We start from the raw sequence: 24,480 nt of genomic DNA on the forward strand, positions 1-24,480 counted from the left end.
TAGCTTAGGACTAAGAAACTTAGTCAGGAGCATCTGAGCTTGTATGAGGTGTGACACAATCGGACCATGCGGCAGAAGAGAGCGACGGCAACCGGTGACGGGGTGGACGTGATCGTCGGTCAGTGGGCGGCCGAGCGCCCCGAGCTTGAGACCCTCCCGATGGAGGTCTTCGGCCGGATCTACCGGATCTCCCGCCTGATGGGAGACCGGGTCGAGCGGGCGTACGCGCCGAGCGGCATCGGACGCGGTGAGTTCGACGTGCTCGCCACCCTGCGCCGCGCCGGCGAGCCGTACACGCTGTCGCCGAGCCAGTTGTCGGCGGCCCTGATGCTCACCACCGGCGGCATGACCGGCCGGTTGGACAAGCTGGAGCGGGCCGAGCTGGTGCAGCGGATTCCCGATCCGGCCGACCGGCGTGCGCTGCGTGCCCGGTTGACCACCAAGGGTCGACAGGTGGTGGACGAGGCGCTCACCGCCGGGCTCGCCGAGCAGGCGGCGGCACTGAACCAGCTACCGGCCGCGCAGCGTGAGCAACTCGCAGGACTACTCCGTACGCTGCTCGCCGCCTGCTGAATCGCACCACTGCGGCGTGGCGTGGCGTGGCGTGGCGTGGCCGCTCCGCCGGTCACCCTGTCGTAGCGGGGCCAGGGTCGCACAGTGCGTCGACACGCTGATGCCAAGCGCTTCCCTCAACCGCGACGGTATAGCTGATCTCGTGGGTTCGCTGGTCCGCGGTCTGGACCGAGAAGCGCATCGGCAGAGGATCGGGCTCGGCGATCTCGCACTCAACCGTCACCCGGAGATCGATCACCCCTGTGCCGCCTGGATCCAACAACTGCGGCTGGCCAGCGTCGCGCACCAGAACGCCGGACTCCTGCGCTCCCACAACACGAGCGGTAATCGGCGCATGACCAGCATTGATCACTATCAGCTGGGCGTCCAGGTCCGCGGTTCCGTTGCCTCGATCGCCCCCGTTGCTCCCGCCGGCCATGGCCACAAGTGCGACCGTGGCTGACTGCGCCCGCTCATCGCGACGGTCCTGCAGCTTGGCAACACCGACGCCGCCAATCGCCACTCCGAGCGCGAAGGCGGCGACGAGGTGTACGGCCACGCGTCGTCCAGACGGTACGCGCTCGCGCGGGCTCTCGTCCGACGGCGGTTGCTCGCCGGCACGGCGCAGTAAGCCCCGTCAGTCATTGCCGGATCCCGGAACTCTGCGGTTCATCGGCGTACTGAAGCCGCTCGCACTGCGGCACCGTTCACCAGCGACGCTACCTGTCCCCGCGTGTCCACATCAGCCGTCGTCCCGCCCGGAACCCCACCGGTCGAGTTCGCCCCGAACGGCGGCTGCACCGGCCGGCACCACCTGACTCGCGGTGGTGGAGACGGCTTGCTGCATCTCGTCGGCCAGCCAGGCCGAGCCGCCTCCGGCCGCCCGCAGCTGCTGCAGGCCGGCCCGTCCCAGCACAACGGCGGCCACGAGGTAGCCGCCGGTGAGGCCCGCGGTAGCCAGCCGGCGGGGCAGAAAGGTCTCCAGCATGCGCAGCGCGGTCGCCGAAGCTGCGCCGGCTCCCAGGACGAGACATCCCCCGGCGGTCGCGAGCAGCGCCAGCCCCACTCCGGTCGGACGAGCCACCCTCATCAACTGGCTGCGTACCTCCCGGACCTCCTCACGCACCACCTCGGCCACGTCCGCGGCCAGGCGATCTGTCGCACCGACCGGCCTTTCGGCTCCTCGGGACCGTTCCGCCGCCGGGTCACTCATGGTCAGGTCACCCCTTCCGCGTCCGCTGCGGGCAGCCGCTTACCCACGAACGTCACCGCCATGCCTGTCCAGGGCTGTTCCGGGCAGGGACGAACAATGCGTTCCGGCCGTCGCCGGTCGAGGCTAGGTGTCGGATGCCCGGATCGTGCGGAGCAGGTAGCCGGGCAGAATAAGTTCCTGGCCGCCTGTCTTTGCGGCCACCTCGGTCTCCTCGATCTGCGTGTCGAACCATTCCGGCTCGGGGAATCCCGTCCGCAGCAACTCCTCAGTCACGCCCCAGCCGTGGCCCGCCTTCAGTGACACCGCCAGGACGAAGACGGTCGCGCCCGGAGCGGCGAGGCCCGCCAGTAACGCGAGGTATCCGTCCATCTCGCCACCGCCGCGCCGGTGGAGGACACCAAGACCACCTGCCCTGCCGCCCCGGTGTCCGCCACCCGCCCGGCGGGCACGTCACGCCACACGTCCGGCCTCCTGCCCGGTTGACGATCTGGGCGTCACATCCCGGTCGGCTCGGGCGCGTCGCCCGCCGGATGCGCCAGGACGAACCGCTCCACGACGGCGCCACTGACCGAGGCGCAGAACTGCCGGTACCCGGCGTGCGCGCCCCAGTGCGACAGGGCGATCGGACGGCCGGCCGGGAACGCCCCGTACCCGGGGTCCCACGGCGCCACCACGAACCTGCCCCCGTACCGGTCGCCACCGAGCTTTCGGGCCAGCGCCCGCAGCGCCTCGATCTGGTCGTGAGCGAGCGGTTCGACGTACCAGAGGATGGTGTACCCGTGTTCGAGGTTGTGGACCAACGTCTCGACAGGCGGACGGTCCCGGGCGGTGTAGAACCGGCGCACGGTCGGGGCCGGCACCACGAAGTGTGGCCCGGACGACGGCGGGACCAGGTCGTACTGGATCCGGGTGACGTGCGGCTCGGCGGTGCCGGGGCCGACGTGGACGCCAGCGCCGCGGATCGGGTCGGTCAACTCCGGGTCGCATCCGGCCCGGTCGGCGGCGACCCCGATCGCGGCGGCAGGCCGGCGGGCGACCGGGTCGGCGTACGCGCGAAGGAACGGGATGATCGCCACCACGAGCAGGACGACGCCGAATGCGACGGCCACCGCGGCGATCCGCGGCCCGTACCCGGGGCGCGCCTCAGCCACGACCTTCTCCCCCGCCGCGCAGGTGGACGGCGGCCCACTCCAGTACCACCTCGACGGCCGGCATCCCCCGGCCGGCGAGGGTGCCGGTGCTCAGGGCGAGCACGGGTACGGGCGGCACCACGCCGTACCCGTCGGCGCGCAACTGCGCCACGTTGCGCTGCACCGCCGGGCGCTGCCACATCGCCGAGTTCATCGACGGCACCAGCACGACGGGAGCGGCGGCGGCCAGCACGCAGGTGCCGACCAGATTGTCGGCGATCCCCAGAGCCGCCTTGGCCAGGGTGTTGGCGGTGGCCGGCATGACGAGCACCAGATCCGCCCACGCCGACAGGGCCAGGTGCGGAACCTCCGTCATCGCCTCCTCGTCGGTGAGGGCCGGGTGTCCGGTCAGCAGAGCGAACGAACGGGCCGGGACGAAGCGGGCCGCGGCGGCAGTGAGCACGACCCGGACGTCGAGCCCCAACGCGTGTCGCATCACCATGATCGACTGGGGCAGGGTCAGGACGTCCGCGGAGCCACAGGCGGCGACGAGGACCCGCCGCGCCGGGAACGCCTTCGGGTCGACGTCGGCGGACGCGGCGGGGCGGTCCGGCGCTTCGCCGGCGGTCACGGTACGGGTATCCACGGGTCGCCTCCTGAACGGGCGGGTTCGTCGTCGGTCAACTGACACCGGACCAGGTCGGCGTAGACGCCCCCGGCATGCAGCAGGTCGTCGTGCCGCCCGCGCTCCACGATTCGGCCTGCGGCGACGACGAGGATCTGGTCGGCGTTACGGACGGTGCTCAGGCGGTGGGCCACCACGATCCGGGTGCAGCGCATCGCCGAGATGGCCTGGTCGACGCGCCGCTCGGTGGCCACGTCGAGGTGGCTGGTCGCCTCGTCGAGCAGGAGCACGGCGGGCTGCCCCGCCACGGCCCGCGCGATGGACAGCCGCTGCCGCTGCCCGCCGGAGAGGGCCTGGCCCCGCTCGGCGACCTGGGTGTCGTACCCCATCGGCATCGCCGCGATGTCCTGGTCGATCGCGGCGACCTCGGCGGCCGCCCGGATCGCCGGCATGCCGACGCCCGGGTGCACGAGGCTGATGTTGCGCCGGATGGAATCCCGGAACAGGTAGCTCTCCTGCAGCACCACACCGAACTGACGGCGCAGCGCGGTCGGGTCGATCCGCGACAGCGGCACCCCGTCGAAGAGGATCTCCCCGCCGGTGGGCCGGTAGAGGCCGGTCAGCAGCATGGCCAGTGTGCTCTTGCCGCTGCCCGACGGACCCACCACGGCGACCTTCTCTCCCGGCGCGACGTCGAAGGAGACGTCCCGCAACACCGGCGCGGCGCCGCCGTCGTAGCGGAAGCTCAGGTCGCGGACACTGATCCGGCCGGTGAGCCGGGGCGCGGGCAGGTCGGGGTCCCCGGCCGGTTCGGGCTGGGCGGCGAAGACATCGCGCAGGCGTTGCAGGTGCGACACGACCGACTGGAGGACCTGGGCGCTGGCCACCAGGGAGGCGAGCGGGATGAGCGCGGACAGCGCCAGCGCCTGCAGGCCCAGGGTCTGGCCGAGGCCAGCGCCGTCGAACAGTCGACCGGTGCCGAGCCACAGCAGCGCCAGTGGCCCGGCGAGCTGGACGCTCGCGGTGATGTTCGCGACCGTTGCGGAGAGCCGGTTCTGGGCGACGTCGGCGTCCAGTGCCGTGGTGTAGCGGCGCAGCCAGCCGTCGAACACCTGCCGCTCGGCACCCATCGACTTGACGGTCGCGATGCCCGACAGCGCCTCCATCAGCGCGCTCTCCGCGTCAGCCTGCACGGTCAGGTGGCGCTGGTTCAACCGCAGCAGCCGGCCGTTGACCACCGCGACGGCCACCACCTGGGTGACGCCGATCGCGGCGGCGAGTCCGGCGAAGGCGAGGTCCTTGGCGAACAGCACACCGAAGTACGCGATCACCAGCACGCCGTCGATCACCGCGGTCAGCACCTGGGTGGTGACCAGTTCGCGCAGCAGGATGCTGCTGGACAGCCGCTGCATCAGGTCACCGCTGGCCCGCTGCTGGAAGAAGGCGTACGGCAGGCGCAGCAGATGCCGGAACAGTCGGGTCATCAGCGCGGCGTCCACCTTCGCCTGCAGCGTGACCAGGAGCCGGGACCGCAGGTAGGCCACACCGAACTGGGTGAGCACCAGTGCCGCGATGCCCAGCGCCAGGTACGGCATGAGGGCGGTCTCCCGGGCCGGCATGATCTGGTCGAAGGTGACCGTGGTGGCCAGGGGCAGTGCCAGTCCCAGCGCCTGCAGCACGAGCGAGACGCTGAACGCGGCTCCCAGTCGGGGCAGGAAGGGTCGCAGCAGCGGGTGAGCGCGCCGCCACCTGGCCAGCGGACCGGGCCGGGTGGGGGGCGGCTCGGGTGCGGACTGCGGGTCGTGGGTGAAGGTCAGCACCGTTCCGCTGAAGCCGGCGGCGAACTCGGCCGGGGTGAGCAGCCGACGCCCGAGCGCCGGGTCGACGAGCCGGAACCCTCTCGGACCGACGTGTTCCACCACGACGAAGTGGGCGTCCTCCCAGTGCGCGATGGCCGGCAGGGGCAGTGCCCCGACCTGACCGGCGTCGGCCCGGAAAGCCCGGCCGCGCAACCCGAACCGCGGAGCCGCGGCCAGCAGCGCCCGCGCGGTGACCCCGTCACGGCCGACGTCCAGCCCTTCCCGCACCCGGGCCAGCGAGGCGCGTACGCCGTGCCGGCGGGAGACCATGGCCAGGCAGGCGGCGCCGCAGTCAGCGTCGGTCATCTGCATCACCAGCGGCACCCGCCGCCGGCCCGGCCACCCCGGGACGACGGTCAGGCGGCGCACTGCCGCCCCCGATCGCCGAGCCTGCTGGTGGTGATGCGGTCGCGCACCGGCGCATCCGTCGGGGGCGCCAGCAGGAGCACCGACGGCACTCGGCCGGGTGCGGCCAGCCGCAGCAGGGCAAGTCCGATCCCCGACAGGCCGGTCATCAGCTCCGGTGAGGCGAGCGCCGTCGGGTTCGCGCAGCGCCAGCCGCCGGCGAGACCGTCGCGCAGCACCGCTGCGGCGGGTGCCGCCACCTGCTGCGGGGCGGCCGCCAGCAGCAGGTCGAGATTGCCGAGGTCGCCATGGCACAACGAGTGGTTGCGACCGAAGCCGGTGGCCAGGGTGGTGGCGACCGCCGTGGAGATCTCCGCGTCCAGGACCTCGTCGGTGCCGAGGGCGTCGCGGACGAGCAGCCGCGACAGGCCGATCCCCGGGGCGCCGTGGCACCAGGTCACCGTGCTCTGCCCGGGGCGGCGCAGGTCGGCCCAGTTCGCCAGCGCCGGGCGGAACAGGCTGCGGTCGTAGGCCAGGGCGCGGGCAGCGGCGTCGGCGTACCCGGGCTCGCCGGTCGCCTGCCGGGCCTGGGCCAACGCGGCGGCGAGCCCGGCCGAACCGTGGGACAGCCCGCCCAGGGGGACGCCGGTCGCCGCTCCGGCGGGGTGCGAGTAGCGGTCGGCGGCGACGCACAGTCGTCGGGCAGCGGCGCGCACGGCCGGCCCGACCCGCTCGGGATCCAGGCCGGCGCGGCACACTGCGAGGACGGCACCGGCGTACCCGTCGACCAGATCGGGGGCCTGGTCGGTGGCGGCCAGCGTGACGATCCGCGCGAGTGCCACGTCGACGACCGGCGTGAACCGGCGGGTCTGCCACAGCGCTCCGAGGTGGCCGAAGGTGTAGAGCAGCCCCGCCCAGCCGGTGAACGCGCCGATCCGGTCGCCGGGGATCCGGCGGTCGAGGACGCGGGCGGCGAGCCCGGCCGCCGCGCGATCGGCGAGGTCGGTGAAGCGCTGCTCACCGCTCAGCCGTCCGGCGTGGGCCAGGAAGAGTGCCACCCCGGCGACGCCGTCGTAGAGGTGCGGACCGAACGGCGCTGGCGCCCACCGACCCGGGTCCGCGGCGCTGGGCGTGAGACCGAACCAGGTCGGCTCGGCACCCGGGCCGGCGAGCCCGGCCACGAGGGCCGCCACCTCGGTCGCGGCGGCCAGGTACGCCGCCGGCGGAGGCGTCGGTGCCGGTGGGACGTCCGCGAGCCGCCAGCGCACCCGTGCATGAGGTGCGTCGGTGGCGTCCACCCGGGAGGCGAAGGCGGCCTCGATCAGCCAGCGTTGCCGGGCCAGGTCGGCCGCGTCGAGCCGGGCGACCCGACGACGCGCCTCAGCGAGGCCCGACCGGGCCAGCAGTCCGGGCAGTCGCCGTCCCCGACCGGTCCACAGGTCCCGGGAGTCCACCCTGGTGGTGAACATCGGCACGTCACGGCGCGCCAACTCGGCCCGTTCCTCGACGACGGTGGCCGCCAGCAGCGGCAGTTCGGCCACCCCCGACCAGAGCCAGTCGTGCAGGCGTTCGGTGTCGAGGCCGTCCTGCAGCGCGTCGGTGTGCAGGGCGGCGTCCCGCAGCCGCAGGTAGGTGCGGGTGGGGCGGAGCACGACGCGGATCTCGTCGGCCGAGAACGCGGTGACCGGCCCGTCCGGGGCCAGCAGTTCGTCGCGTACGTCGGCAAGGAGGAGGTACATCGCGTCGAAGCCGGCCAGCACCTGCGGCAGATGCGGGGCGACGTCGGTCACCGGCGGAGCGGCGGCGGGGTCGTGGGAGGCGGCCTCCTCATGGTGGTGGCCGGGTGCGCACAGCCGCATCTCGTCGGTCCCCTCGGCCTGCCAGGCCGAGCAGTTGCAGCCGTCGCCGGCCGGTCCCGCCGCCTCGTCGGCGCGTGGCAACAGGCCGACGGCGAGCACCGAGTCGGCGATCGCGTCTCCACCACGGGCACTCGCGGCCCGGACGACCGACGGGGTGAACACGGTCTCCAGGTCCACCAGGACGGGATGTTCGCCGTGGGCGATCACGTTTTCCTGGTGGCAGTCGGTGGCGCCAACGGCCTGCAGCAGGGCCAGCAACGCGCCGACCCGGCGGGCGAAGTCGCGGTGGCCGGCCGGTGTGCTGGGGGTCCGCAGGTCGACGTACTCGGCCCAGCCGTGCTCGCCGCGCGGCAGGACGGTGAAGGTGTGCAGGTCGGCGCCGCGCTCGTTGAGCCAGGCCAGCAGGTCCTGGAACCGTGCCTCGACGTCGACGGGGCGGGGCTTGTAGACCAGCCGCAGGCCGGTGTCGAAGGTGGCCACCAGCACCCTGCGACCGTCGCGGTGCGGGTCGCCGGTCTCCTGGACCTCGACCAGGCGACCGACCGGGGCACCGGCGTGGAAGATCGCGCCGAGGGTTGGCGCGTCGCTGCTGAGCCGCTCCAGGAACTCGATCGTGCGCTCCGCCCAGTTGCGGGTCAGCTCGTACGCCTGACGTGCCAGGACCGGGTACTCGGCCAGCAGGGTCAGGGCGGCCTCGGGCGAGCGATACCGGCGGAAGAAGGCCGCGAAGCGCTCCTGCGGCGTCTCGCCGGGCGACGTGCCGCGCAGCCGGTCAATGTTGAGTTCCAGAACGACGGCCCGGCTGAGGACCACCACCAACTCGTCGAGCAGGCCGGTCAGGCCCAGCCGGTCGGCGTCGGCGGGCAGCAGGTCGGGGGCGTCGTCGGCGAGCTGGCGGGTCCGTCGCGCCACCCGGGCGCGGGCCTGCGCGACCACTGGCGCCACCAGGGCGAGGCAGGCGTCCAGCGGGCGGCCGGGCAGCAGCTGGGGTTCGATCTCCCCGCCCATCGGCTGGCCGTAGCAGGCCAGCAGGCGGCGGATCCACTCCGGGGGCCGGCCGAGGCGGGCGGCGAGCCGTTCCGGCGTCTCGTCCAGGAGCGCGAGGAGCACCTGCTCGTCGACACCCTCCGCCGCCAGCCGGCGTCGCCAGTCCTCATCGTCGGTGAACGCGCCGCCGGTGCGCCACCGGGACAGCCGCCACCGCGCCCGCTCGCCGGGCGGCGTCTCCGTCGACACGGGCGCGGCCAGCCGTTCCGTGATGGTCAGCGCGGCCAGGAGGCGCTCCTCGGCGCGGGCGGTCGGGTCGTCGTCGGCGCGGTGCGGTGGTACGGACATTCGGTGCTCCCGTGGCGGTGGATTCGGGCGGGACGACGGGGTCCGGGCCAGGCCCGGACCCCGTGCGGACCCGAGGGTCGGTCGTTCGAAATCAGCAGACGCAGTGGCAGCAGGCCGTGGTGTGGCCGGTGGTCGCGGCGGCACCGCCGGCCACCGTCTCCAGCTGGTCACGGTCCAGCTCGACCACGCCGGCCGGGTGGCTCTCCACGGCCTCGGCCGAGGCGGCGCGGCGATACTCGTCCTTCCAGCTGCTGACGATGTCGGTGATGGACATTCAGGGCTCCTTTCACGACGACCGCCGGCCTGCCCGGCGGTCGCTGGCAGAAACAGCCTCCGTGCCAGGGGGGTGCCGGCACATGAGTAGCCGGTACCTCACCCCCGACCGGCGCTGTCACGGTCGTGACAACCGAATCGGCGGATCGGGGCGTCAGGTGTGCAGGCGTGTCTGGAAGGCGACGGCACCACCCGTCAGGGTGTGTGAGGGTGAGGCCCGCGCCACCCAGACCGCTGTGCGCACGACCGGCTGTGAGAGCGGGTCGAGACGGAGATGGCGACCGGGCCCGGGGCGGGAACCCGGCCGGGTTGAAGGGGTTCCGTGTCTGCACCAGGAGGCTTCGTCGACGGAGACGCCGGATGGCCCTTCGTTGGCCGGATGCGCGAGCGGGACCGGGCGGTCGAGGCCCTCACCGCGCCGGCGGGTCAGGGGGTCCTGCTCACCGGCGATGCCGGGGTGGGAAAGAGCCGGCTGTTGGAGGAGGTGCTGGATCACGCGCTACGACGGCAACATGTCGTACTGCGGGTCACCGCCACGCCAGGCTGGCGCGGCGTACCGTTCGGCGTGCTCGCCAGCCGCCTGCCGCAGCCGTCGGACGCGAGCGTGGCCGACGTCTTCCGGGACGCGGAGCGCCGCCTGCGCGAGGTCGCGGCGGGCCGGGGCGTGGTGGTCGGCGTGGACGACCTCAACTGGCTGGACGACGCGTCCGCCGCACTGCTCGAACGTCTCGTGGCGGGGGGCACCGTGCGAGTGGTGGCGAGCGTGCGCGGCGCCGCCCTGGACGCCGCGCCGGTGGCGGCGCTACGACGGTCCCGAGCCGTCGACCGGGTCCACGTGCCACCGCTGAACCCGGACGAGACCGCCCTGCTGGTCCGCGAAGGGCTCGGTGGCCCGGTCGACGGTCTGACCCTCGGCGCGCTGTGGCGGATCAGTCAGGGCAACCCGCTCTTCCTGCGTGAGGCGGTGCGGTGTGGGCTGCGCGACGGCGGCCTGGTCCAGCGCGACGGGATGTGGACGTGGCCGGCCGAGTCACTGTGTCCCACTCATCTGGCCGACCTCATCGAGCAGACCCTCGGCACGCTCACCCCGGAGGAGGCCGAGGCGCTGCAGTACGTCGCTCATGCCGAACCGGCGCCACTGGCCCTGATCGAGCGGACGGTGGACCCGCTCGTCGCGGAACGGCTCGAGGAACGGGGCCTGATCCGCCTGGTCCGCCACGATGCGGCGGTGCTGGTGCAGACCGGCCACCCGCTGTACGCCGAGGTGGTCCGCAACCGCACCGGGGCGCTGCGGGCCCGCCGGCTGCGCCGGACCCTGGCCGAGGCACTCGCCGCGGTGGACGGCGGCACTGACGACCGGGCACGGATCGCGGCCTGGCGCTGCGAGGCGGACCTGCCGGTCAACGCGGACGACCTGCTGGTGGCGTCGGAGTACGCGCTACGCCGGCACGACGCGGTGCTGGCCGAACGGCTGGGCCGCCGAATCGACTCCGCGCGCGGCGACTGGCAGGTGGGTCGAGCACTGGTGGCGCAGGGGCGCAGCGACGAAGCGGACGGGTACCTGGCCCGCGCGGCGGCCGACCTCACCGACCCGCGGGACCGCGCGGAGGCGACGGCGCTGCGGGCCTTGAACATGTACTGGGGAGGTCGACGGCCCGACCGTGCCCGTGCGGTGATCGACGCGGGCCGCCGCGAGCTGCCCACCGAGGCACTTTCCGGGCTGCTCGCCGCAGAGGTGGGGGTCGCGGCGTTCGGCGGCGACGCGGGCGGTGCCCGGGCGTCCATGGCGCGGTTGGCCGCCGATCGGCCCCGGGACCCCCTGCTGGCGACGGCCGTCGCGGCGCTGCTCCCGTACCTGCTGCTGTTCAGCGGGCAGCCGGGACGGGCGGTGCGGATGTTCGACACCGGCGACGTCGACATCCCGGAGACCTGGCCGACGATGCGGGCCGCGACGCAGGCCTGCCACGTGCAGTCCCTGCTGTTGTCCGGACGGCTGCACGAGGCCGAACGACTGGCTCAGTGCTACTACCAGGACGCGGTGGCCCGGGGCGTCGCGGACGCGGTCGGGCTGCTCGCCTTCTCCCGGGGCAAGTGTGCCTATCACGCCGGGCAGATGCGCCGGTCGATGCGCTGGCTGCACGAGGCGCGCACCCTCGCCGCCAACACCCTGTTCCCGATCCGGGACTACGTGCTGTCGGCCAACGCCTACGTGGCGGCGCAGTTGGGTGAGCTGGCCGAGAGCAGACGACTGCTGCGGCAGCTCATCGACGACCGTGCCGACGGCGACGGGAACTCCGGCGGCCTGGTGGCCATCGACGCCGAGCTGACCACGGCCTGGCTGACCGCCGCCGAGGGACGGCCGGCCACGGCCACCGCCATGCTGCGCGAGCTGCACGGGCGGGCTGAGCAGGCGACGACGGTCACGGTCGAGTGCCTGCACCTGCTCTCCCGCCTGGAGCCCAGCGTCGCGACCGCTGAGCAACTGGCCAAGGCCACGGCCGACTGTGACAGTCCGCTGTTCGAACTGTGGTCCGACTACGCCCACGCGCTCGCCGGCGACGACCCGGCGGCGCTGGAACGGGTCGGCACCGCGCTGGAGGCCAGTGGATACCTGACGCTCGGCTTGGAGGCGGTGGTCGCCGCCGAGGCGGCGTGCGGGCGCCGCGGCGACCAACGCCGGGCGAACCTGCTGGCCCGTCGGGCGGATCTGCTACGGGAACGGTGCGACGGATACTGGCCGCCCCTGAGCCCTCGGCCAACGGACCGGGACGGGCTGACTCCGCGGGAACGGCAGATCTGCGAACTGGCCTCGACCGGGCACGACAACGCGGCGATCGCGGCGGAGTTGGTGTTGTCGGTGCGGACCGTGGAGAACCATCTTCAGCGGGCGTACGTCAAGCTCGGCGTGCGGGGCCGGAACGGACTGACCAAGGCGATCGACGCACGGCAGGCCGGTTGAGGGCGGCTGCGACCGCACGGCACCCGTCCAGCATCCGGTGACCCGGCGCCATGGCCGGGTCAGCCGGTGCGCCGGGTCAGCCGGTGCGCCGGGAGCGGGCCAGAGCCAGCCCACCGAGGACCATGGCGATCAGCCCCACCACCAGGGCCACGTAGGCCCCGCCTCGCCCGTTGCCGGTGCCGATGCCGCTGTCGGAGGTGGCCACCACCAGCCCGCCGAGGGCCAGGCCGATCAGCCCTCCGGCCAGGGCCATGGTGGCCCCGAGGAGCCCGTTGCTGGTGCCGATACGACCGGTGGGGCGGGCCAGCGCCAGCCCACCGATGATCGCGCCGGCCAGCCCCAGCACGGCGGCCACGCTTGCCCCGAGTCGCCCGGCGCTCATGGCGTAGACATCGGCGGCGGTCGGCTGGGCCGAGACGTTCGCTACCGCCGGTGCGGCGAACCCGAAACCTCCGAGCAGGACGGCTCCGGCCACGGTGAGTACACGTCGGACTGACGTCAGGGCTCCCGGTGGGTTCATGTTCTCTCCAAATTCGTGCGGCTGCCTGCCGAGGTTTCGGATGCCGCCTGATCATGTCGCCGGGCGCACCGCCAGTCGTCCAGCAGATGCAGGCAATTCGCGCTGCCGCCGATGACGCACCCGACTACTGCGGACGCCGCAGGCGCCGGGAAGGTACTGCGTTCGCGGTAGACAGCCGCTCGTCCGTGAGCAGGAGTCGCCAGCAGCGACATCGGACTAAGGTGCGGCCATGAGCACAGGACGGTCCGGCGATCGGGCCGCTGTCACCGATTGGGCGATCGCCGTTTGCGTGGCAGCGGTGCTGGTGGTCGCCGGGCTGTCCGAGAACCACTCCACCACGGACCTTGACCTACTCGGCTACGTACTGTTGGTGGCCGGTGGGCTGGCTCTGGTCGCGCGCCGCCGGGCTCCGGTTCCCGTCCTGGCCGTCACCGGGCTGTGCGCGGTGGGTTACCAGGCGGTCGGTTTTGACGTGCCCGCCGTCGCGTTCCTGTTCGCGGTGTACGCCGCCGTACGGGCGGGCCACCGCGTCAGCACGGTCCTAGCGGCGGTGCTGATGCTGGCCGCTCTCCCGGTCGCGGCCCTCGCCCTGCCGCAGGACATGTCCGTGGCCGAGGCGCTCGCTCGCGCCCGGGGTGCCCTGGAGGTGGCCTGGCTGGTCGCCGCCGGTGCCGCGGGTGAAGCGCTGCGGCAGGCCGAGCGGCGGGCGGACGAAGCCGAGCGCACCCGGGAGGAGACCGCGCGCCGCCGCGCTGACGAGGAGCGGCTGCACATCGCGCGGGAGTTGCACGACTCGCTCACCCACCAGATCTCGATCATCAAGGTGCAGGCCGAGGTGGCTGTCCACCTGGCCCGCAAACGGGGTGAAGAGGTGCCGGAGGCGCTGTTGGCGATCCGGGAGGCCGGTCGCGAGGCGACCCGGGAGCTGCGAGCGACCCTGGAGGCGCTGCGCGACGACGACACGACCCCGCCGCATGGGCTCGACCATCTCCCGGAACTGGTGGAACGGGCCCGGCTGACCGGCCTGGACGCGACGTTGACGATCGGAGGGCAACGCCACGAGGTGCCGGCCGCGGTGGACCGGACCGCGTACCGGATCGTTCAGGAGTCCCTCACCAACATCGCCCGTCACGCGGCCGCCGCGACGGCGTCGGTCCGGATCGACTACCGTCCGGACGCCCTCGCGATCCGAGTCGACGACGACGGCGAGGCCACGCCGGACACCGCCCCGATGCCTGGCGTCGGGCTGCTCGGGATGCGCGAGCGAGTCACCGCCCTCGGCGGTCGCCTGCGGGCGGAGCCGCGCAACGGGGGCGGCTTCACCGTCCACGCCGAACTCCCCGTGGGCCGCACGTCATGATCCGCGTACTGCTGGTCGACGATCAGCCGCTGCTGCGCAGCGGCTTCCGCGCGCTCCTCGACGTCGAAGACGACATCGAGGTGGTGGCCGAGGCCGCCGACGGCAGGGAGGGCCTGGTTCTCGCCAGGGAACACCTGCCCGACATCGCGCTCATCGATATCCAGATGCCGGTCATGGACGGCATCGAGGCGACCCGGCGGATCGCCGCGGACCCGACCCTGGCCCGGGTGCACGTCGTCATCCTGACCAACTACGGCCTCGACGAACACGTTTTCCACGCGCTGCGCGCCGGCGCCGCCGGGTTCCTGGTCAAGGACATCGAGCCGGCGGACTTTCTGCACGCCATCCGGGTCGCCGCGCGCGGCGACGCGCTGCTCGCCCCGTCGATCACCCGCAAGCTGATCAACCGGTACGTCACCGAGCCGCTCCACACCGGCGTCGGCACGACGCTGAAGGGGCTGACCACCCGCGAACGCGAGACCGTCGCCCTCCTCGCGCAGGGCCTGTCCAACGACCAGATCGCCGAACGCATGGTGATCAGCCCGATGACCGCCAAGACCCACATCAACCGGGCGATGACCAAGCTCCATGCCCGTGACCGCGCCCAACTCGTGGTCCTCGCCTACGAATCCGGCCTGGTGGTCCCGCGCAACCGCTGACGCCCGCCGACCTCGGTGGTGGCGCTCAGCGGGTCTTCTTCGTTGCCCGCTTGCGAGGCGGCGTCAGCAGGTCGGCGATTGCCGCGATCGCGGAGGGCACAAGGCGGTAGTACGCCCAGACGCCGCGCTTCTCGCGCTCGAGCAGGCCGGCCTCGGTGAGGATCCGAAGGTGATGACTCACGGTCGGTTGGGAGAGGCCAAGCGGCGCGGTGAGGTCAGTCACGGACGCCTCGCCCTGCGGAGCGGCCTGGATCAGACTGAGCAGTCGCAGCCGGGCCGGATCGGCGAATGCCTTCAGCACTCCCGCGAGCCGCTCGGCATCGGCGCGTTTGATCGGCTCGCCGGCCAGCGGCGAGATTGCAGGCATACCAGTTTTCGCAGCTCCCACGTCTTCCATCGTTTCACAGTCGGCGTCAGCGGGGCGGCATCTCCCGCCGGGACGGGAACGGCGTGCCGGGCTGACCGAGAGTGGATCGGGCGCGCAGCCCGACCGGGTCCGGGGCGGCGGTGGGTGGCGCGACAGCCGACTCCGGGGCCCGCCGGGCGTCCAGGTACGCGGCGGCGGCCCGGTCGTCGTCGGTCGGCGCGGCGAGCAGGGCGTAGAGCAGACCAACCACGCCGAAGATCACCGCCAACACGATTGGCACCAGCAGGTTGCCCATCCCGGTGCCGGCCACATCGGTCACGCCACCCTCAGCCTCGTGCTGGTGCACCGAGAGGGCGCTCATGCCGGTGAAGTGCATGCCGTTCACGGCGACGCCCATGACCAGCGCGGAAGCGAAGATCGCCAGTGGTCGGCGGACGGTCATGGCGAGCCACAGTGCGACGGTGGCCGCCACTACCGCGATCACCACCGAGAGCGCGACCCGGGTGGTGTCGTAGCCGAGGCTGCCGTTCAGGCGCATCGCCGCCATTCCGGTGTAGTGCATGGCGGCCACGCCGGCACCGGTGAAGATGCCGCCGGCGACCAGCCGTACCGGGTTCAGCCGGCCGGTGCCCACGATGGCCAGACCGATGCCGACCGCCACCACGGCGATGACCGTACTGGCCGCGGTGAGCGGTACGTCGTACCGGATCCGGGTGCCGTCGACGGCGAAGCCGAGCATGGCCATGAAGTGCATCGCCCAGATGGCGGTGCCGCCGATGGCCCAGGCGGCCAGCAGCCCCCACCAGGCACGCTGGCCGGCGGTTCCGGCCGTACGGATACGCCCGGCGCAGATGAGCCCGAGGACCGAACCGAGGACGGACAGCGCGTAGCTCAGCGCGGGTGTGATCCACCCGTACTCAAAGTGATTGATCTCCGCCACGGCGGCCTTCTCCCCATTCGTTACCGGCGCGTACGGAAGCGCCCGGGCAATGATCGGGGGTGCCCGGAGCAGGCGCAACAGCGCCCCGGGCCCAATTCGGGGGGTGCTGTTGCGGTGACCGTGTGATGCGTCGATTGCTCAGCGGCGATGACCGAAAGTGATGATCAGGCGGAGGTGTGGTAGGCCAGCACGCCCCGGTTGATGGCCGAAATCGCCTGCCGGGCGGTGGAGCGCAGCTCCGGCGACGCGCCGCCGGAGTCGGCAAGTTGACCGAGGAGATCGACCACCTGCCGCGCCCACCGGACGAAGTCACCGGCCGGCATCTCGCCGTCGATCTCGTGACCGCTGCCGAGCACCTTGGCCAGTGCTTCGCCTCGGGCCCACCGGAAGACCGGCCAGGCGAAGCCGAGATCGGGCTCCCGGGTCGCGGTCAGGCCGCGCGCCGCCTCGTCGGCCTCGATCTCGCCCCACAGCTTCAGCGTCTCGTCCACCGCGTCGGCCACCGGCCCGCGGGGCAGCGACGCCCGCTCGTCGACGTCGCGGCGCGCCTCGAAGACCACCACGGACACCGCGGCGGCCAGCTCGGCCGGGGTGAGCCCGTCCCACACGCCACGGCGCAGGCACTCGGCGACCAGCAGATCCGCCTCGGTCCAGATCCGGCCGAGCATCCGACCGGCGTCGGTGACCGCGCCGTCGCGGGCGAGGTAGCCGCGCTCGGTCAGCAGGGCGACGATCCGGTCGAAGGTCCGGGCCAACGAGCCCGTACGCCCGGAGACCCGCTCGCGCAACTCCTCGGTGTCGCGCTCCAGGCGCCGGCGCCGCTCCGCCCAGCGGGCGTGCTCCTCCCGCTCCGGGCAGGCGTGACAGGGGTGGTTGCGCAGCTCGGTGCGGAGCTGGGTGAGCCGGTGGTCCTCGCCGGTCACCTGCCGGGAGCGGCCACCGCGTCGGCCGCCGTGCCGGTCCAGGCCGGTGCCGCTGACCTCGGCGGCGAGATCGCGCCGGGCGCCCGGCGAGCGGTGGTTGAAGTGCTTGGGCACCCGGATCCGGGCCAGCACCTCGGCCGGGGTGGTGAAGTCGCCGGGGCTGACCCGCCCGGCCCAACGGTCCTGGGTGAGCACCAGGGGCCGGGGCTCGCCGAACCCGCCGGTCGCCGGGTCCAGCACAACGGCCAGCCCGGCCCGCCGGCCCGACGGCACCCGGATCACGTCACCGATCCGCAGCCGCTCCAGAGACGCCACCGCGGCGGCCTTGCGCTGGGACTGCCCCTGCCGGGCGATGGCCTTCTCCCGGTCGGCGATCGCCACCCGCAGCGCGAAGTACTCGTCGAATTCGCCGTGGTGGCAGGCGGCCTCCGCGCCGTACGCCTCGATGGTCTCGGTGTTGCGCTGCACCTGCCGCGCCAGGCCGACCACCGACCGGTCCGCCTGGAACTGGGCGAACGAGGACTCCAGCAGGGCTCGGGCCGGCTCCGCCCCGACCGTGCCGACCAGGTTCACCGCCATGTTGTACGAGGGCCGGAAGCTGGAGCGCAGCGGGTAGGTGCGAGTGGAGGCGAGCCCGGCCACGTGCCGCGGGTCGGTCTCCGGGGACCACACCACCACGGCGTGCCCCTCGACGTCGATGCCGCGCCGGCCGGCCCGCCCGGTGAGCTGGGTGTACTCCCCCGGGGTCAGGTCGACGTGTGCCTCGCCGTTGTACTTGACCAGCCGCTCCAGGACCACGCAGCGGGCCGGCATGTTGATGCCCAGCGCGAGGGTCTCGGTGGCGAAGACCGCCTTGACCAGGCCCCGGACGAACAGCTCCTCGACGATCTCCTTGAACACCGGCAGCATGCCGGCGTGGTGGGCGGCCAGGCCGCGCTCCAACCCGTCGAGCCACTCCCAGTAGCCCAGCACCGACAGGTCCTCGCCGGGGATGGCGGTGACCCGGGACTCGACCACCCGGCGGATCTCGGCCCGCTCCTCGGGCGAGGTGAGCCGCAGCCCGGCGGCGAGGCACTGCTGCACCGCGGCGGCGCAGCCGGCCCGGCTGAAGATGAACAGGATCGCCGGCAGCAGACCTTCACGGTCGAGTCGGTCGACGATGTCCGGGCGCATCGGGCCACGCCAGCGCGGGCCGCGCCGGCCGGCGCCGGGTCCGGCGCTGCGCCCCTCCCCCAGCTCCAGGCGGCGGACGGTGTCGCGGGTGTAGCGCAGCAGCTCCGGGTGCACGTCGTGCTTGCGGGCGGCGTCGGCGTCGTGGAACAGGTCGAACATCCGCTTGCCGACCAGCATGTGCTGCCACAGCGGCACCGGCCGGTGCTCGCTGACCACCACGGCGGTCTCGCCGCGCACGGTGACCAGCCAGTCGGCGAACTCCTCGGCGTTGGAGACGGTCGCCGACAGCGAAACCAGGGTGACCGAGGCGGGCAGGTGGATGATCACCTCTTCCCACACCCCGCCGCGGAACCGGTCGGCGAGGTAGTGCACCTCGTCCATCACCACGTAGGCCAGCCCCTGCAGGGTGCTGGAGCCCGCGTAGAGCATGTTGCGCAGCACCTCGGTGGTCATCACCACCACCGGCGCGTCGCCGTTGATCGCGTTGTCGCCGGTGAGCAGACCGACCTGCGCGGCGCCGTACCGGGCGACCAGGTCGTGGTACTTCTGGTTGGACAGCGCCTTGATCGGCGTGGTGTAGAAGCACTTGCGCCGGACCGGTGGGGTCGCCGGATCGTCGGACGCCGCCGGGTCGCCGGGCCGCCCGCGCAGCGCCAGGTGTACGGCGAACTCCCCGACCACGGTCTTGCCGGCTCCGGTGGGGGCGCACACCAGCACCCCGCTGCCCCGCTCCAGGGACTGACACGCCTCCCGCTGGAAGTCGTCGAGGTCGAACCCCAGGTCAAGGGCGAACTCGTCCAGCGCCGGAAACTCTGAGGCCTGTGCGGCCCGGCGGCGCGCCGCGACGTACCGCTCGGCGGGGCTCGACATGGTTCCAAGATTAGTGCGTGCCGGGACAGGACACCCGACAAGGCCGTCTGGAGGCGCCGCCGGGGGCGGTCGGTAGGGTGCACGGCGTGCCGGACCATGCCGAACCGCCCCTGACTCGTCCGCCGGGCAGCGCCGAAGACGCCGCCGCCCCCCGGGCGTCCCGACGGCCCGTCAAGGCGGTGCTCTTTGACTTCCACGGCACCCTGGCGCAGGTGGAGGAGCCCCGGCAGTGGGTGCTGTCGGCCGCGGCGGCGTGCGGGGTCACCCTGGATCGGGTCCGGGCCACCTCGCTGGCCGACCGGCTGTTGACCGCCGGGCGGGCGGGCGGCCCACTGCCGGCCCGGGTGCCGCCACGGCTGGCCGAGCTGTGGTCCGACCGGGATCTCTACGAGCACGCCCACCGGGGCGCGTACACGGGGCTGGCCGAGACCGTCGACGCGGGCATCGAGGGGTTCGCCGACGCCCTGTACGAGCGACTGCTGATCGCCGAGGGCTGGGTGCCGTACCCGGACACCGCCCCCACCCTGAGCGCGCTGCGCGACGCTGGCGTGCGGGTGGGGGTGGTCAGCAACATCGGCTTCGACCTGCGGCCGCACTTCGACGCCTGGGGCTTGACCGGGCTGGTGGACGCGTTCGTGCTCTCGTACGAGGTGGGGCGGTGCAAGCCCGATCCGGCGATCTTCCTGCGCGCCTGCGGGATGCTCGGCGTCGACCCGGAGCAGACGCTGATGGTCGGTGACTCGCCGGCGGACGCGGGCGCGGTGGCCGCCGGCTGCGCGGTGCTGGTGCTGCCGGCCGCCGACCCCGGCCGGGAGAACGGGCTGGGCGCCGTGCTGGACCTGGCCCTGACGGCCTGAGCGCGCCTGATCGGCCCGGGCTCGCCGGGTCATCACACCAGGCGGTGCGGTCAGCCGGCGACGACCTCGTGGGCGAGTGCGACCAGGTCGGCGACGCCCGGGTGTCGGGGCGGGTGCCGCCAGGCCAGCAGCACGGTGATGTCGGGAGCGTCGGTGAGTGGCCGGTACGCCACCGCCGGGGTGGGATACATCGCGGCGGTCGCGGAGGTGGTGACCCCGACCGCCCGACCGGCGCTGATCGCGGCGAGCCAGTCGTCGGTGTTCACCACCGGCACCACGGTCGCCGGCGCGGCGCCCGCCGGCCAGAGGTCGAGCGTGGTGGTGCCGGTGGCGGTGTTCACCGCGAGGGGCTGGTCGACCAGGTCGGCCAGGGTGAGCACGGCCCGCTCGGCCAACGGGCTGTCCGCCGGCACGGTGGCCAGCCGGGGCTCGGTGAGCAGCCGCACGGTGCGTACGTCGGGCAGATCGACCGGCTGGCGCAGCACCGCGACGTCCACGGCGCCCCGGGCCAGCCCTGCGCTGCGGTCGTCGATGCGGAGCAACTCCAGCGGCGTGTCGGGGTGGGCGCGCCGCCACCGGCGCAGCAGGGTGACGGTGTGCCCGCCCAGCGCCGACCAGGCGTGCCCGAGCCGCAGCGGGCGCCCGGCGGCGTACCCCGGGTCCAGCACGTCGTCGACGGCCGCGACCGCGGCGGCGGCCCGGTCACGCAGCGACCGGCCGGCCGGGGTCAGGTGCAGATGGTGGGTGGACCGGTCGACCAACCGGATCCCCAGATGGTCCTCCAGCTGGCGGAGCGTGCGCGACAGCGCGGGCTGGGTGACCCGGAGTCGCCCGGCGGCGCGGGTGATGCTGCCCTCCTCGGCGATGGCCAGGAAGGCACGCAGGTGCCGCAGCTCCACGGTCATAACTGGGGAGCATAACCGCAGTGGAACCGGCATTTCCCTCCCCCGCGCCGCGTCCCCTAGCGTCGCCACCGTGACCGACACCCTGCTGCCCGACCGGCCGACACCCGCTCCCGCGCCGACCGGCCGAGCCGGTGGCGTCGGCGCGGTGGGCATGGTGCTCGGTGGGGCGCTGTCGGTGCAGTTCGGCTCCGCCGTGGCCGCCCTGCTCTTCCCGCGTAGCGGGGTGGCCGGCGCGGTGACCCTGCGACTGACGATCTCGGCCGTGCTGCTGCTCATCGTCTGCCGGCCCCGACTGCGCGGCCACGACCGGGCGGCCTGGGCCGCGGCGGGCGCGTTCGGGCTGGCACTGGCCGGCATGAACTCGCTGTTCTACCAGGCCATCGAGCGGATCCCGCTGGGCCCGGCGGTGACCCTGGAGGTGCTCGGCCCACTGGCGCTGTCGGTGTTCACCGCCCGCCGGCTGGCCAGCTGGTGCTGGGCGGGGCTGGCGCTGGCCGGGGTGGCGCTGCTCGGGCAGGGCGGCTTCGACCGGCTGAACCCGGCCGGGGTGGCCTTCGCGTTCGGCGCGGGCGCCATGTGGGCCGCGTACATCGTGCTCAGCGCCCGGGTCGGCAGCCGGTTCCCGGGCGCGGACGGGCTGGCCCTGGCGCTGACCCTCGCCGCGCTCGTCACCCTGCCCCTCGGGATCATCGACGGCGGCGCCGCGCTGCTCGACCCGGCCGTGCTGGCGCTCGGCACGGCCCTCGCGGTGCTCGCCTCCGGGCTGCCGTACACGCTGGAGCTGCTGGCGCTGCGCCGGATGCCCACGGCCACGTTCGCGGTGCTGATGAGCCTCGGCCCGGCCATCGCCACGCTGGCCGGTTGGCTGGTGCTGCGGCAGGCGTTGACCCTGCTGGAGTGCGCCGCCATCGTGCTGGTCATCGCGGCCAGCATCGGCGCGGTACGGGTCAGCGCAGCAGCCGCAGGGCGCCCGGCACGGCAGTGATCGTCACCGGCAGGTCCAGCGAGCGCTCGCCGTCGGCGTAGGTGGTGATGCCCTCGGCGGTCAGCTCCACCGTCCGTGCCCGGTACGTGCGGACCAGGGGGTGGCTGACGTGGGTGCCCTGGTAGATGCGCGGCTTGACCCGGATCAGGGTGCGCCGGTTGATCCGGCCACCCACCACCACGTCGAGCAGCCCGTCGGTCGGGTCGGCGTCGGGGCAGATCCGCATCCCCCCGCCGTAGGTCGGGCAGTTGCCCACCGCCACCAGCACCGCGTCCAACTCGTGCTGCTCCCCGTCCAGGCGCAGCGTGTACCGGCGGGGCCGCAACCGTGCCAGCTCGACGAGGATCGCCAGGTCATACCGGCGAGGGCCACGCGGCCAGCGCATCCGATTGGCCCGCTCGTTGACGATCGCGTCGAATCCGGCCGCGAGGACCGCCCCGTACCAGCGCTGGACGCCGTCAGCGCCGGTCATCGAGGCGAGGTCGACGAGGTGGCTCCGGCCGGCACGCAGCGCCTCGGCGATCACCGTCACCGCCGCCAGCGGATCGGCCGGGAAGCCGGTGTCGAGGGCGAAGTCGTTACCGGTACCGGCCGGCACCGCGCCGAACGGCACATCGGTGCCGGCGACAGCCTGCAGCGCCCGGTGCACGGTCCCGTCCCCGCCGACCGCGACCAGCGCACCGGCGCCGTCGGCTACCGCGGCGTGGCAGGCCGCCTCCGCCTCGCCGGGACTGGACGCCGACAGCAGCCGGACCGGTCGGTCGGCGGCGGACAGCCCGTCGAGCAGCCGGGGCAGCAGGGCGCGGTGCCGTCCCCTTCCGGCCGTCGGGTTGATGAGCACGGCGACGGGACCCCCGGTGTGCGGGCCGGGCGGGTGATCGTCTGCGGTCACGGGCAGCACCGTAACCGGTCGGATGCCCGCCGGTCACCGGGGGCGGCGACGTCACCATCGGTGCCGGCGTCCGCGCGCACGGTGCAGCGGGGGTGGCGGTCTCGTCGCCGGCACATGCGGCGACGCCGCCCCCGGCAAGCGGGGACGGCGTCGGCGGACCGGGCGGCGCGGGGTCGTCAGGTCATGTCGTCGTAGCGACGTTCGATCGGGGCCGGTGGGGCGATCGGATCGGCTGCGCCGACCGGCGTGGCCATGTCGATCCGCTGCCCGGCCTCGACCGGCTCGGCGTCGTGCTCCAGCGGCGACACCTCGTCGTCGTCGAGGCCGGCGTAGACCTCCTTGCCGCGCCCTCGCCGGCGATCGTTGAGGAACGCGACCCCGACCGCGGCGAAGTAGAGCGCGGAGAGGCAGAGCGCCAGGGCGGTCATCCCGAACGGGTCCGGGGTGGGGGTCACCACGGCGGAGAAGGCGAAGAACACGAAGATCGCCACCCGCCACCAACCGAGCAGCTTCTTCCCGCTGGCCAGGCCCACGAAGTTGAGCATCAGCACGATCAGCGGGAACTCGAACGCCACCCCGAACAACAAGATCAAGTTGGTGACGAACGATATGTACCGGGTGACTTCCAGGTTGGTCGAGATGTCATCGCCGGACACATTCAGCAGGAACTCGAGGCCCTTGGTGGTGACGAAGAAGGCCAGCACCGCACCGGCGGCGAAGAGCGGCGCCGCCAGGGCCGTGAAGATGTAGGCGTAGCGCCGCTCGTTGCGGTGCAGCCCGGGCGCGATGAACGCCCAGAGCTGGTAGAGCCAGATGGGCGCCGCGATGATCAGGCCCACCCACAGGCCGATCTTCAGGTTCAACAGGAAGACGTCCGCAACGCCGAGCTGGACGAACTTGCACTTCCCGCTGATCGGGTCCATCGACGCCGGCAGGTCGCAGTACGGCTTCGACAGCAGCACCCGGACCGGCGTCGCCAGCCAGATGCCGATGCCGAAGCCGATCAGGATCGCCAGCGAGGCACGGAACAGGCGGTTGCGCAGCTCGCGGACGTGCTCGATGAGCGTCATCGAGCCGTCGGCGGCCCGTTCGAAACTGCTCGGGCCGCGCTTACGCAGTGCGAAGGCCACGGTGCTCGGGCCTCTCGATCAGTTGTCGCGGACGCGGTGCACCGGGTCGACGACCGGCTGCTGCTGCGGCGGGGCCTGGTACGGCGCCTGCTGCGGCTGCCCGGCGTGCGGCGGCAGCGGCTGGTAGCCGGCCTGCGCGTCGGCCTTCTCGGCGAGGTCGCGGTCGTCATCCTGCAGGCTCTTGGTCTCGGCCTTGATGATCCGCAGCGAACGGCCCAGCGAGCGCGCAGCGTCGGGGAGCCGCTTCGCACCGAAGAGCAGGATCAGCACAACCACGAGAACCGCGATGTGCCACGGCTTGAGGGCACCCATGAGAAGCTCCAGTCGCTCTGTGTGTCCGGGGGGTGGTACGCAGCCCATCGTACGTGCGGATCGGCGGGACGCCACCCGCCGGGGGGTGATGGTCCGGCCCGGCCGGTGAAGTCTTGACCAACGCGGATGATCCGTCAACCACCCGCCGGGCAGCCGCTCGAGGCGCCGTGGACGGGGTCGATCAGCCGCGCTTGGCCTTGATCACGGCGAGCCGCCGTTGGGCGGTGTCGAGTTGGCGCTGGACACCCTCGGCACGCTGCTGCAGCGCCTCGGCGGTCTCCCGCAGCCCTTCGGCCTCGGCGGCCCGTCGCTGCAACGCCGCCGCGGCGCGGCGCAGCCGGGGCAGCCGGGTCAGCACCGGCCGCACGGCCAGCGCGAGCGCCACGAGCGGGAGCAGCACCACCGCGAGCACGATCCATTTCAGCACGGCGGTCAGC

The 24,480-nt window shown here is 73.2% G+C and carries 23 protein-coding genes; 6 read left to right on the forward strand and 17 right to left on the reverse strand.

From position 1 onward, the window contains the following. The first annotated feature begins 66 nt into the window (after nt 1-66). The gene (locus tag OG470_RS27525) at nt 67-573 is read left to right on the forward strand and encodes a MarR family winged helix-turn-helix transcriptional regulator (RefSeq protein ID WP_328416817.1); all 507 of its coding nucleotides are present in this window, start codon (nt 67-69) and stop codon (nt 571-573) included. Between the two features lie 52 nt (nt 574-625). On the opposite strand, the gene OG470_RS27530 is transcribed toward OG470_RS27525, so the two are convergent. From OG470_RS27530 to OG470_RS27565, 8 genes are all read right to left on the reverse strand, one after another. Beyond that, complete coding sequence (locus OG470_RS27530) at nt 626-1,111, reverse strand: hypothetical protein (protein WP_328416819.1); 486 nt, start codon at nt 1,109-1,111, stop codon at nt 626-628. A gap of 183 nt (nt 1,112-1,294) precedes the next feature. Further along, the gene (locus OG470_RS27535; protein WP_328416821.1) at nt 1,295-1,765 is read right to left on the reverse strand and encodes a phage holin family protein; all 471 of its coding nucleotides are present in this window, start codon (nt 1,763-1,765) and stop codon (nt 1,295-1,297) included. Nucleotides 1,766-1,888: 123 nt separating this feature from the next. Continuing rightward, a complete protein-coding gene (locus tag OG470_RS27540) occupies nt 1,889-2,134 on the reverse strand; it encodes a hypothetical protein (protein ID WP_328416823.1) in 246 nt (81 codons plus the stop codon). Between the two features lie 125 nt (nt 2,135-2,259). Then, nucleotides 2,260-2,916: a DUF3105 domain-containing protein gene (locus OG470_RS27545; RefSeq protein ID WP_328416825.1), complete on the reverse strand. Its 657-nt coding sequence runs from the start codon at nt 2,914-2,916 to the stop codon at nt 2,260-2,262. Next, nucleotides 2,909-3,541: a flavoprotein gene (locus OG470_RS27550; protein ID WP_328416827.1), complete on the reverse strand. Its 633-nt coding sequence runs from the start codon at nt 3,539-3,541 to the stop codon at nt 2,909-2,911. Before OG470_RS27550 ends, OG470_RS27545 begins: the two co-directional genes overlap by 8 nt. After that, nucleotides 3,523-5,691 (reverse strand): peptidase domain-containing ABC transporter, encoded by a 2,169-nt coding sequence (locus OG470_RS27555; RefSeq protein ID WP_328426637.1) that lies wholly within the window; start codon nt 5,689-5,691, stop codon nt 3,523-3,525. Before OG470_RS27555 ends, OG470_RS27550 begins: the two co-directional genes overlap by 19 nt. Nucleotides 5,692-5,735: 44 nt before the next feature. Beyond that, nucleotides 5,736-8,918 (reverse strand): type 2 lanthipeptide synthetase LanM family protein, encoded by a 3,183-nt coding sequence (locus OG470_RS27560; RefSeq protein WP_328416829.1) that lies wholly within the window; start codon nt 8,916-8,918, stop codon nt 5,736-5,738. Between the two features lie 91 nt (nt 8,919-9,009). Then, the gene (locus OG470_RS27565; protein ID WP_328416831.1) at nt 9,010-9,192 is read right to left on the reverse strand and encodes a mersacidin/lichenicidin family type 2 lantibiotic; all 183 of its coding nucleotides are present in this window, start codon (nt 9,190-9,192) and stop codon (nt 9,010-9,012) included. Nucleotides 9,193-9,513: 321 nt separating this feature from the next. Between OG470_RS27565 and OG470_RS27570 the strand changes: the two genes are divergently transcribed. Beyond that, nucleotides 9,514-12,150 carry an AAA family ATPase gene (locus OG470_RS27570; protein ID WP_328416833.1) on the forward strand — a complete coding sequence of 879 codons (2,637 nt, stop codon included), beginning with the start codon at nt 9,514-9,516 and terminating at the stop codon, nt 12,148-12,150. Between the two features lie 76 nt (nt 12,151-12,226). Here the strand turns inward: OG470_RS27570 and OG470_RS27575 are convergent, their stop codons facing one another. Continuing rightward, nucleotides 12,227-12,625 carry a DUF6223 family protein gene (locus OG470_RS27575; protein ID WP_328416835.1) on the reverse strand — a complete coding sequence of 133 codons (399 nt, stop codon included), beginning with the start codon at nt 12,623-12,625 and terminating at the stop codon, nt 12,227-12,229. A gap of 274 nt (nt 12,626-12,899) precedes the next feature. Here OG470_RS27575 and OG470_RS27580 point away from each other — a divergent pair, with 274 nt between their 5' ends. Then, nucleotides 12,900-14,030, forward strand: coding sequence for a sensor histidine kinase (locus OG470_RS27580; protein ID WP_328416837.1), 1,131 nt, complete (start codon nt 12,900-12,902; stop codon nt 14,028-14,030). Next, nucleotides 14,027-14,689, forward strand: a complete 663-nt coding sequence (locus OG470_RS27585; RefSeq protein ID WP_328416839.1) for a response regulator transcription factor — start codon at nt 14,027-14,029, stop codon at nt 14,687-14,689. The genes OG470_RS27580 and OG470_RS27585 overlap by 4 nt, the downstream gene beginning before the upstream one ends. 25 nt (nt 14,690-14,714) lie before the next feature. Here the strand turns inward: OG470_RS27585 and OG470_RS27590 are convergent, their stop codons facing one another. From OG470_RS27590 to OG470_RS27600, 3 genes are all read right to left on the reverse strand, one after another. After that, on the reverse strand, nt 14,715-15,086 hold the full coding sequence (locus tag OG470_RS27590; protein WP_328416840.1) for an ArsR/SmtB family transcription factor: 372 nt from the start codon (nt 15,084-15,086) through the stop codon (nt 14,715-14,717). Nucleotides 15,087-15,102: 16 nt separating this feature from the next. Then, on the reverse strand, nt 15,103-15,996 hold the full coding sequence (locus OG470_RS27595) for an MHYT domain-containing protein (protein WP_328416842.1): 894 nt from the start codon (nt 15,994-15,996) through the stop codon (nt 15,103-15,105). A gap of 164 nt (nt 15,997-16,160) precedes the next feature. Next, entirely contained in the window at nt 16,161-18,962 is a 2,802-nt protein-coding gene (locus OG470_RS27600; RefSeq protein WP_328416844.1) for a DEAD/DEAH box helicase, read from the reverse strand. A gap of 86 nt (nt 18,963-19,048) precedes the next feature. On the opposite strand from OG470_RS27600, the gene OG470_RS27605 reads away from it, so the two are divergent. Next, on the forward strand, nt 19,049-19,819 hold the full coding sequence (locus OG470_RS27605; RefSeq protein WP_442930995.1) for an HAD family hydrolase: 771 nt from the start codon (nt 19,049-19,051) through the stop codon (nt 19,817-19,819). Between the two features lie 50 nt (nt 19,820-19,869). Here the strand turns inward: OG470_RS27605 and OG470_RS27610 are convergent, their stop codons facing one another. Further along, entirely contained in the window at nt 19,870-20,724 is an 855-nt protein-coding gene (locus tag OG470_RS27610) for a LysR family transcriptional regulator (protein ID WP_328416846.1), read from the reverse strand. A 70-nt stretch (nt 20,725-20,794) separates the two neighbouring features. Between OG470_RS27610 and OG470_RS27615 the strand changes: the two genes are divergently transcribed. Beyond that, nucleotides 20,795-21,709 (forward strand): EamA family transporter, encoded by a 915-nt coding sequence (locus OG470_RS27615; RefSeq protein WP_328416848.1) that lies wholly within the window; start codon nt 20,795-20,797, stop codon nt 21,707-21,709. Here OG470_RS27615 and OG470_RS27620 read toward each other — a convergent pair. From OG470_RS27620 to OG470_RS27635, 4 genes are all read right to left on the reverse strand, one after another. Then, entirely contained in the window at nt 21,672-22,610 is a 939-nt protein-coding gene (locus tag OG470_RS27620) for a diacylglycerol kinase (RefSeq protein WP_328416850.1), read from the reverse strand. The two genes, OG470_RS27615 and OG470_RS27620, sit on opposite strands and share 38 nt — an antisense overlap. 167 nt (nt 22,611-22,777) lie before the next feature. Then, nucleotides 22,778-23,731, reverse strand: a complete 954-nt coding sequence (gene tatC, locus OG470_RS27625; RefSeq protein ID WP_328416852.1) for a twin-arginine translocase subunit TatC — start codon at nt 23,729-23,731, stop codon at nt 22,778-22,780. Nucleotides 23,732-23,749: 18 nt separating this feature from the next. Further along, complete coding sequence (gene tatA / locus OG470_RS27630) at nt 23,750-24,043, reverse strand: Sec-independent protein translocase subunit TatA (RefSeq protein ID WP_252414657.1); 294 nt, start codon at nt 24,041-24,043, stop codon at nt 23,750-23,752. A 181-nt stretch (nt 24,044-24,224) separates the two neighbouring features. Then, entirely contained in the window at nt 24,225-24,470 is a 246-nt protein-coding gene (locus OG470_RS27635; RefSeq protein WP_328416858.1) for a hypothetical protein, read from the reverse strand. Between the last annotated feature and the right edge of the window lie 10 nt (nt 24,471-24,480).

The sequence above is a fragment of the Micromonospora sp. NBC_00389 genome (assembly GCF_036059255.1).
In the GTDB taxonomy this organism is placed as follows: domain Bacteria; phylum Actinomycetota; class Actinomycetes; order Mycobacteriales; family Micromonosporaceae; genus Micromonospora.

What these genes read in the sequence shown, in the direction of transcription:
- OG470_RS27600 (WP_328416844.1), bottom strand. Translation starts at nt 18,962, where the DNA reads ATGTCGAGCCCCGCCGAGCGGTACGTCGCGGCGCGCCGCCGGGCCGCA.
- OG470_RS27560 (WP_328416829.1), bottom strand. Translation starts at nt 8,918, where the DNA reads ATGTCCGTACCACCGCACCGCGCCGACGACGACCCGACCGCCCGCGCC.
- OG470_RS27525 (WP_328416817.1), top strand. Translation starts at nt 67, where the DNA reads ATGCGGCAGAAGAGAGCGACGGCAACCGGTGACGGGGTGGACGTGATC.
- OG470_RS27590 (WP_328416840.1), bottom strand. Translation starts at nt 15,086, where the DNA reads ATGGAAGACGTGGGAGCTGCGAAAACTGGTATGCCTGCAATCTCGCCG.
- OG470_RS27610 (WP_328416846.1), bottom strand. Translation starts at nt 20,724, where the DNA reads ATGACCGTGGAGCTGCGGCACCTGCGTGCCTTCCTGGCCATCGCCGAG.
- OG470_RS27535 (WP_328416821.1), bottom strand. Translation starts at nt 1,765, where the DNA reads ATGAGTGACCCGGCGGCGGAACGGTCCCGAGGAGCCGAAAGGCCGGTC.
- OG470_RS27540 (WP_328416823.1), bottom strand. Translation starts at nt 2,134, where the DNA reads ATGGACGGATACCTCGCGTTACTGGCGGGCCTCGCCGCTCCGGGCGCG.
- OG470_RS27580 (WP_328416837.1), top strand. Translation starts at nt 12,900, where the DNA reads ATGAGCACAGGACGGTCCGGCGATCGGGCCGCTGTCACCGATTGGGCG.
- tatA (WP_252414657.1), bottom strand. Translation starts at nt 24,043, where the DNA reads ATGGGTGCCCTCAAGCCGTGGCACATCGCGGTTCTCGTGGTTGTGCTG.
- OG470_RS27565 (WP_328416831.1), bottom strand. Translation starts at nt 9,192, where the DNA reads ATGTCCATCACCGACATCGTCAGCAGCTGGAAGGACGAGTATCGCCGC.
- OG470_RS27585 (WP_328416839.1), top strand. Translation starts at nt 14,027, where the DNA reads ATGATCCGCGTACTGCTGGTCGACGATCAGCCGCTGCTGCGCAGCGGC.
- OG470_RS27555 (WP_328426637.1), bottom strand. Translation starts at nt 5,691, where the DNA reads ATGCAGATGACCGACGCTGACTGCGGCGCCGCCTGCCTGGCCATGGTC.